This window comes from Acinetobacter sp. YH16044, from assembly GCF_013417145.1.
GTDB classification, from domain to species: Bacteria; Pseudomonadota; Gammaproteobacteria; order Pseudomonadales; family Moraxellaceae; genus Acinetobacter; species Acinetobacter amyesii.
In genome coordinates this window covers 1-6,660 of the sequence record NZ_VPEK01000066.1, presented here as the reverse complement: position 1 = coordinate 6,660, position 6,660 = coordinate 1, and the positions used below count along the sequence as shown (strand labels likewise).

Sequence of the window (6,660 nt, the reverse complement as noted above, 5' to 3'; positions counted from 1 at the left end):
AATATGATTGCTGAGAACTGCCTTGTTTTGAAACTTGGTTGGCTTTAATTAGTTTTTAGTATTCTTTATAGAAAATGCCTCGATCAAGGGGCATTTCTAACAATCATTTAACATAAAATTTCTTATGTGAAGTAACCTGAATGCAGCGGTGCCCCATTGGGGGCGCGTTGAGATAAGCCTCTTTTAGATAACTTTAGCAACTCGATAGACAGTTGCAACTCCACAATTCACTGCTTTGGCAATTTCTTCCTTAGTCATATTGCCAACTACTAGCAATTCTTTTATTCGTTTATGTTTAGCCTCATTTGCCTTCTTGCCTGTTGGTTTGTAACCCGAACGTGCCAGGCCCTGCTTAATACGTTCTATACGTTTCTCATTGTCTAGGCGGGCCATTGTTGCCAGAAGATCAATCAACATATTGTTGATGAGTTCCAAGATTGAATGAGTAATGCTGTCACTGGTTTGAATCATTTGGTAGGTAGTAGGAAGATCTGCTACGACTAAACGAAGTCCCTTCTCCTGGATCCTGCGCTTCAGCTCTTGAAAATCTCGTTGGGTTAGGCGTGATAAGCGGTCAATACTTTCAACTAACAATGTGTCACCTTGATTTGCTTCTGACAGTAGCTTATTCAATTCAGGTCGGTCTAACTTCGTACCACTATAGTTTTCCACGTACACAATGGTTTCACCCAAATTCAAGTTTTGGTTTAGATCCTGAAGAATCTGCAAAGCCCTTTCTGCATCTTGATCTTTAGTTGAAGCTCGTAGATAAATACGTGTATTCATTTCTATCATTTAATCTTAATTCTATTAGATTAATGATAATACTATCATTTAATTATTGCATTAAGTCTAATGATAGATATTGTATGCGATTTGGCTCGCTATCATTCAGGTATAGTCTTTTGATAAAAAAAGCATGACTGGAAGCCATGCCTTGGGAATTCGTATAACGTGTATTATGTTAATTTTAGGGAAATTTAAGAATCTCTATGCAATGGTTTATTCAATATTCTTTGATTTCTTATCTTTTAGGTTAATCAGAAATAGCCAATAACATAAGCCAGGAAATAGAGCCATAAAGATAGTCCATGTATCTGTATACATCTTCCACCACTCTTTCGAAATTTCTCCTGTGTGACTCCATCCAAAAAGAATAAAAAATGGAGTAGCAATAATTATAGAGGCAATACAGATAGTTAATAAATTAAGACTGTTATAACGATTTAAAAGAATTGAGAATATGAAGCTGAAAGGTACAGTCAAAATACAATAAGCCAAGTAGACAAGACCGTGCCCTACAAGAACCACTAAAATCGAGTATAGGCTGTATTCCTGATTCATTACGATAAACAGGACTGCTGTGAAAAAAAGTAGTGGTAAAGGAGAAAGTAAGAGAGCTTTTACTATTTTTTCATTTGAATATTTCACTAATTTAATTCTCTTATCTACTCAATAAATAATAATACTATAACGATTTTATTGGAGGTTTTTTGATTCTATTTAACATAATGGTGGTTATACGCAATACACTTGTATATTAATATAAATATCAGATACTTAATAAAACAAGAAAAATCCAAAAATGCCCAAAAAACCGATTTTGAAACAAATCGGCTTTTTTATGAGCAGTTTTGATAGTTCTTGCCAATAAATTTGTTTAAAAAGTAGTCGATTTTGAGATTTTTTAAATTTTATCAATGCGTGAATGTTCAAAATTATCCCCATTTCTTGTGGATAAAACTTAGGCTGTTTTGTACGCTTTAGCTTACGTAAATTCCGGTCCTTTGCGGCTATTCGGAATAGTAGAATTTTCATATGATTAATTGGTCAGGAACAGGAAGTTCCTTAGAATTACAAAGAATGAGCACCAGGATGGGGCCAGATACGACAAGCACTAAGCCAGCACAGACCTAAAGTTCCAATAAAAAACCTCGGCAGGATGCCGGGGTTTTTTATTGTCTGCATTTAAGGTCTAATCAGTCTTAGCCAATTCATTTTGGTTGATAAGTTTAATCAGCGCATTTTGAACAAACTCATCAAGTTCAATCCCTTTTTCTTTTATGATGGTTTCTATCTTTGCTAGCGTTTCACTTTCTAATTCGAACTCGATTTCTGCTGATGTTTCCATGAGTAAATCATAGTTATTTTCGACTATCTTTTTAAAGGTTTCTTCTAGATCTTTTGTTGATGGAATATTGAAAGATAAGCGTAATGAGCTATTGATAATTTCAATATGGGTATACCCTAAATATTCAGTACTTTTTCCCACAAATCCTAAGTGCTTCATAAAAAACCTTAAATAAATATAGTAGAGAGCTGTCTAAATTAAGCCAGACTCTCTTTTACAAATTTTGGATCAACAATAAATAATCGAATAAGGGATGTTGCTGCTCCTGATGGTCTTCTCGCACCTTGTTCCCATGATTCAAGAGTACGTCTTGATACGCCAAGAATCTTAGCAAACTGATCTTGTGTTAGTTGAGCCTTTCTACGAGCTAACGCTACATCTGTCTCAGTGATTACGGTTCTTTTCGCTGCATTACTAGTAAGCATATCGTCGATGCCTTGTAATATTTCAGCTTCAATATCCCTAGTTGCTTCAAAAGCCTCAAGTTCTTTTTCAGTCATTAAACGAGTCATTTAGTTTCTCCACTAATGCTTGAAGAGTCTTCTTACTAAGCTGTACAGTTTGCTTTTTACTGTACAAGGTTAATAACCAAATCTCTCCATTTGCTAAACGATTAAAGTAGATGACTCTGACACCACCACTTTTACCTCTACCACCGCTAGTCCATCTAATCTTACGAATACCACCTGCATTAGGCTCTACATCTCCTGCTTCAGGATTTAATGCTAAGAATGTTTTGAATTCCTCATATTCTTCCTGAGTCCAATAAACAAGACAGTATTTAGTAAATAATGGAGTCTCACATATTGTATACATTGATTGCATTCATACTACCTTGTAGTAGTTTATTTTATACTACTTTGTGGTATTTTTAAATGATAATTCTTAGTTCACAGGATTAAAGACGATGTACTATTTTGCAGAGGATCCCTTCTAGGTAATGTTACCTAGGAGGAACAATGAAAAAACTGAAACATCAGTACAGGCAATCAATACAGAGTACTCACCATGACTACTTTTGGGAAATCTATCCCAATGTCAGAAGCTCTGTATTTAAAAATTTAGCACTCTGAACCGTACCGGGTTTGTCGGAGACTTTTTATTTAAGTTAGGCCACCTGACCTAACGGATTAATCTTATCATAGTAGATTGCTTCAAACTCAAAAGGTGATACATAACCCAGTGCACTATGTACACGTTCTTTATTGAACCAATCTACCCAGTTTAGTGTCGCAAGTTGTACATCTGCTAAACCTTGCCAATCTGCTTTTAAATATTCAATCACCTCTGTTTTGTATAAGCCATTCACCGTTTCAGCCAAAGCATTATCGTATGAATCACCAGTCGTACCGACTGATGCTCGTAAATTTGCTGCTTCTAAACGATTGGTATAACGAATGGAAAGATATTGCACACCTCTGTCGGAATGATGAATCACATTCTTTGGCATGCATCGGTCATGCAATGCTTGCTCCAATGCATCGAGCACCATGTCTGTATTCATACGTGTTGATACTTTCCATCCAACAATTGCTCGTGAGAACACATCAATAATAAAGGCGGTATAGACCCAACCTGAATTGGTTTGAATATACGGGTGAGTTTTAGCTAGTCATAATTCATAAAAAATATCGATTGTGTACTGTACTGTAATGTACTAAAATACGATACAGTACAGTACACAATAGGAAGTAAACCCATGGCAATCACTAAATCAGATGTGGCAAAAGCCATCGAATCCCTTGCAGCACAAGGCTCAAACCCAACTAACGATAATATCCTTGCGGTTCTTGGTAGCGGCTCAAAGACCACTATCAACAAATACCGCAAAGAGATCCTTGAAGAGCAACTGGCGGCAGCCGTTACTACGGCAAAAACTCTGAAAGATGCGGAACTTGTTACCGTGTCACAAGTCATTGCAACCCTATTGCAAGAACGGATTGATGCAGTACAAGGCGGATATGCGGAAACAGTGCAACAACTGGAAAAGCAGCTTGCAGATACCACAGAAAAACTGGAACAGGTGCAAATCAAACTTGATGAACAGGTCAAACAAACTGATGACACCACCGACAAGCTGAAAGTCGCTCTTGCTAGTACAGATAAGGCAAAAGAAGACTACAACGCCTTGCAAGCCAAATATGAACAGCTACTCGAAAAATCAGGCTCGATCAAATATGTGGAATCACAACTCACTAATGCAAATGCACGGATAGCTGAATTAGAAAAACAGATTACAATGTAAAAAGACAAGTAACTGACGATGAAGGCTGGTAATCCCCCCTAAAAATAATAGGATCTAAAAGTAGAATTTTCTCTTAAGATACGAGCAGGAGATTCTGCATGAAAACATCTAAATTTACTGACAGTCAGATCATGTCCATCTTGAAACAGGCAGAATCTGGCACACCTGTAGCGACCCTTTGCCGTGAACACGGCATGAGTAATGCTACCTTTTATAAATGGCGTGCCAAATATGGTGGTATGGATACATCATTAATGGCTCGACTGAAAGAGCTAGAAGCCGAAAATACCAGACTTAAAAAGATGTATGCGGAAGAGCGATTAAAGGCCGAAATCATCCAGGAAGCGATGGCAATGAGCAGCACTGCTGCGCAAGGGTAAAGCCATCTTGCCGGCGTAAGATGGCACAACAGGCAGTTGCCCAGCATGCCATTAGTATTCGTTTGGCTTGTAAAGCATTTGGCATTAGTGAAACCTGCTACCGCTATCAAGCCAAACTCAGCGATGACAATGCACTCATTGCTGAACAGCTCATTGAACTCACTGAGGAAAATTCCGATTGGGGCTTTGGTTTGTGCTTCTCGTATTTACGGCATGTTGAGAGTTGCTGCTGGAATCACAAGCGGGTTTACCGCATTTACTGTGAGTTGGCACTGAATCTGCGTATTAAACCGAGAAGAAGACTAAAACGGCATGCGCCTGAACCATTGAAAGAACCAATCCGAGAAAATCAGGTTTGGTCATTAGATTTTATGCATGATCAGCTTTCCGATGGTCGCAAGTTTCGATTATTGAATGTGATTGATGATTACCGCCGCGAAGGCCTAGCCATTGACGCAGGGTTCTCATTGCCCACAATCAGGGTTATTCGTACGTTGAATCAATTGCTGGAGTGGAGAGAAAAACCGTTAGTGATCCGATGCGATAATGGTCCCGAATTTATCAGTCACGAATTTGTGCGCTGGGCTACTGAGCACGGTATTCGTATTGAATATATTCAACCGGGTAAGCCACAGCAGAATGCGTATATTGAACGCTATAATCGGACTATACGTTATAGTTGGCTGAGCAAGCATTTATTTGATACTTTGGATGAAGTACAAGATTATGCAACAAACTGGTTGTGGCATTACAACCATGAAAGACCACATCAAGCTAACAAAGGAAAGCCACCTCTAATGGCTGCTTAACCTCTACTTTTAACTTCGGTTATTTATGGGAGGATTACCGATCACCTGAAATATTTAATACAGACAAAGGCAGTCAGTTCACGAGTGATGCATTTATTGATGTATTGAAATCAAATGGCATTCAAATCAGTATGGATGGTAAACTTGCGCAGTATACTGCTCATAGATTGATAATGTGATGGTTGAACGATTATGGCGGAGCGTTAAATATGAAGAGGTGTATCTCAAAGCTTATAGCAGTGTCACAGATGCAAAAAAGCAATTGAGTGCATATTTCAAGTTTTATAATTTGAAACGACCTCATTCGAGTCTAGACAAAATGACACCCAATGAGTTTTACTATGATCAGCTACCCCAACAAAACAAGGTGGCTTAACTAGAGCGGAATATCACTTATAGAAGTTGTTCAAATTTCCGGATCCATCTCTTTATTTACCGTTTGGACGTGAAGAAGCGAATCTGTTCTTTAACGTGATTGCCAAGCGTTATGAAAAAGGCAGTACGATATTGACGAGTAACTTACCCTTTAGCCAGTGGTCCAAATCCTTTGCAGATGATGTCACGTTGACCGCTGCGATGTTAGATCGGTTATTGCATCACTGTCATGTGGTACAAATATCGGGTGAGAGTTATCGTTTGAAGGATAAAAAAAGAATTGGGATTCAGCCCCAGGTTGAAATTTAATACGAGATCAAAGGGGTCAATTTTACTTTGCCATTTGTAAGGTGAAAGGGGTCAATTTTAGAATGCCGTTGACAACTTAAATAAAAAGTCTCCGACAAACCTGGTACGGTTCAGTCTGGTGAATTCCAGCAGTTGTTCATGGGTCAGTTGGCTTAAGTCAGGCAGCGTATTCATGACCGCAGTATGCCTGAGGTCATGAGAAGAATGAAATAGAACGTTTGGAGGATGGCAGAATGGTCGAGCTTGGTTTAGAGCATATTCACCACTTGCTGCAATCCAATTCTCTGCCAGGGCAAACCTTGGATCAGTGCCTGTAACTGTTCCGGGCTGAGGGCCACGGTTTCACCTTGGTGAACTTGAGCCCAGTGAAATTTGCCCTGTTCCAGCCGCCGGGCACACAGCCAGATGCCC

At 38.8% G+C, this 6,660-nt stretch carries 7 protein-coding genes and 4 pseudogenes; 4 read left to right on the top strand and 7 right to left on the bottom strand.

Annotated features, from left to right (window positions below):
- Positions 1-183: 183 nt before the first annotated feature.
- The 6 genes and pseudogenes from FTV38_RS16240 to FTV38_RS16215 form a co-directional block, all read right to left on the bottom strand.
- Complete coding sequence (locus FTV38_RS16240; RefSeq protein ID WP_015060246.1) at positions 184-795, bottom strand: recombinase family protein; 612 nt, start codon at positions 793-795, stop codon at positions 184-186.
- Between the two features lie 207 nt (positions 796-1,002).
- Complete coding sequence (locus FTV38_RS16235) at positions 1,003-1,431, bottom strand: hypothetical protein (RefSeq protein WP_000877730.1); 429 nt, start codon at positions 1,429-1,431, stop codon at positions 1,003-1,005.
- A gap of 544 nt (positions 1,432-1,975) precedes the next feature.
- Positions 1,976-2,290, bottom strand: coding sequence for a hypothetical protein (locus FTV38_RS16230; RefSeq protein WP_104505826.1), 315 nt, complete (start codon positions 2,288-2,290; stop codon positions 1,976-1,978).
- A 38-nt stretch (positions 2,291-2,328) separates the two neighbouring features.
- Positions 2,329-2,643 (bottom strand): DNA-binding transcriptional regulator, encoded by a 315-nt coding sequence (locus FTV38_RS16225; protein WP_104505827.1) that lies wholly within the window; start codon positions 2,641-2,643, stop codon positions 2,329-2,331.
- Positions 2,624-2,947 (bottom strand): transcriptional regulator, encoded by a 324-nt coding sequence (locus FTV38_RS16220; RefSeq protein ID WP_104505828.1) that lies wholly within the window; start codon positions 2,945-2,947, stop codon positions 2,624-2,626. Before FTV38_RS16220 ends, FTV38_RS16225 begins: the two co-directional genes overlap by 20 nt.
- A gap of 292 nt (positions 2,948-3,239) precedes the next feature.
- A pseudogene (locus FTV38_RS16215) lies at positions 3,240-3,725 on the bottom strand (IS3 family transposase); the annotation flags it as partial.
- Positions 3,726-3,830: 105 nt separating this feature from the next.
- Here FTV38_RS16215 and FTV38_RS16210 point away from each other — a divergent pair.
- From FTV38_RS16210 to istB, 4 genes and pseudogenes are all read left to right on the top strand, one after another.
- Positions 3,831-4,376, top strand: a complete 546-nt coding sequence (locus FTV38_RS16210; protein WP_127800924.1) for a DNA-binding protein — start codon at positions 3,831-3,833, stop codon at positions 4,374-4,376.
- A gap of 98 nt (positions 4,377-4,474) precedes the next feature.
- Positions 4,475-5,565: pseudogene (locus FTV38_RS16205) on the top strand (IS3 family transposase).
- A gap of 35 nt (positions 5,566-5,600) precedes the next feature.
- A pseudogene (locus FTV38_RS16200) lies at positions 5,601-5,941 on the top strand (transposase); the annotation flags it as partial.
- 53 nt (positions 5,942-5,994) lie between these two features.
- A pseudogene (gene istB, locus FTV38_RS16195) lies at positions 5,995-6,249 on the top strand (IS21-like element ISAba8 family helper ATPase IstB); the annotation flags it as partial.
- 248 nt (positions 6,250-6,497) lie between these two features.
- Here istB and tnpB read toward each other — a convergent pair.
- The gene (gene tnpB / locus FTV38_RS18460) at positions 6,498-6,650 is read right to left on the bottom strand and encodes an IS66 family insertion sequence element accessory protein TnpB (RefSeq protein ID WP_350357601.1); all 153 of its coding nucleotides are present in this window, start codon (positions 6,648-6,650) and stop codon (positions 6,498-6,500) included.
- Between the last annotated feature and the right edge of the window lie 10 nt (positions 6,651-6,660).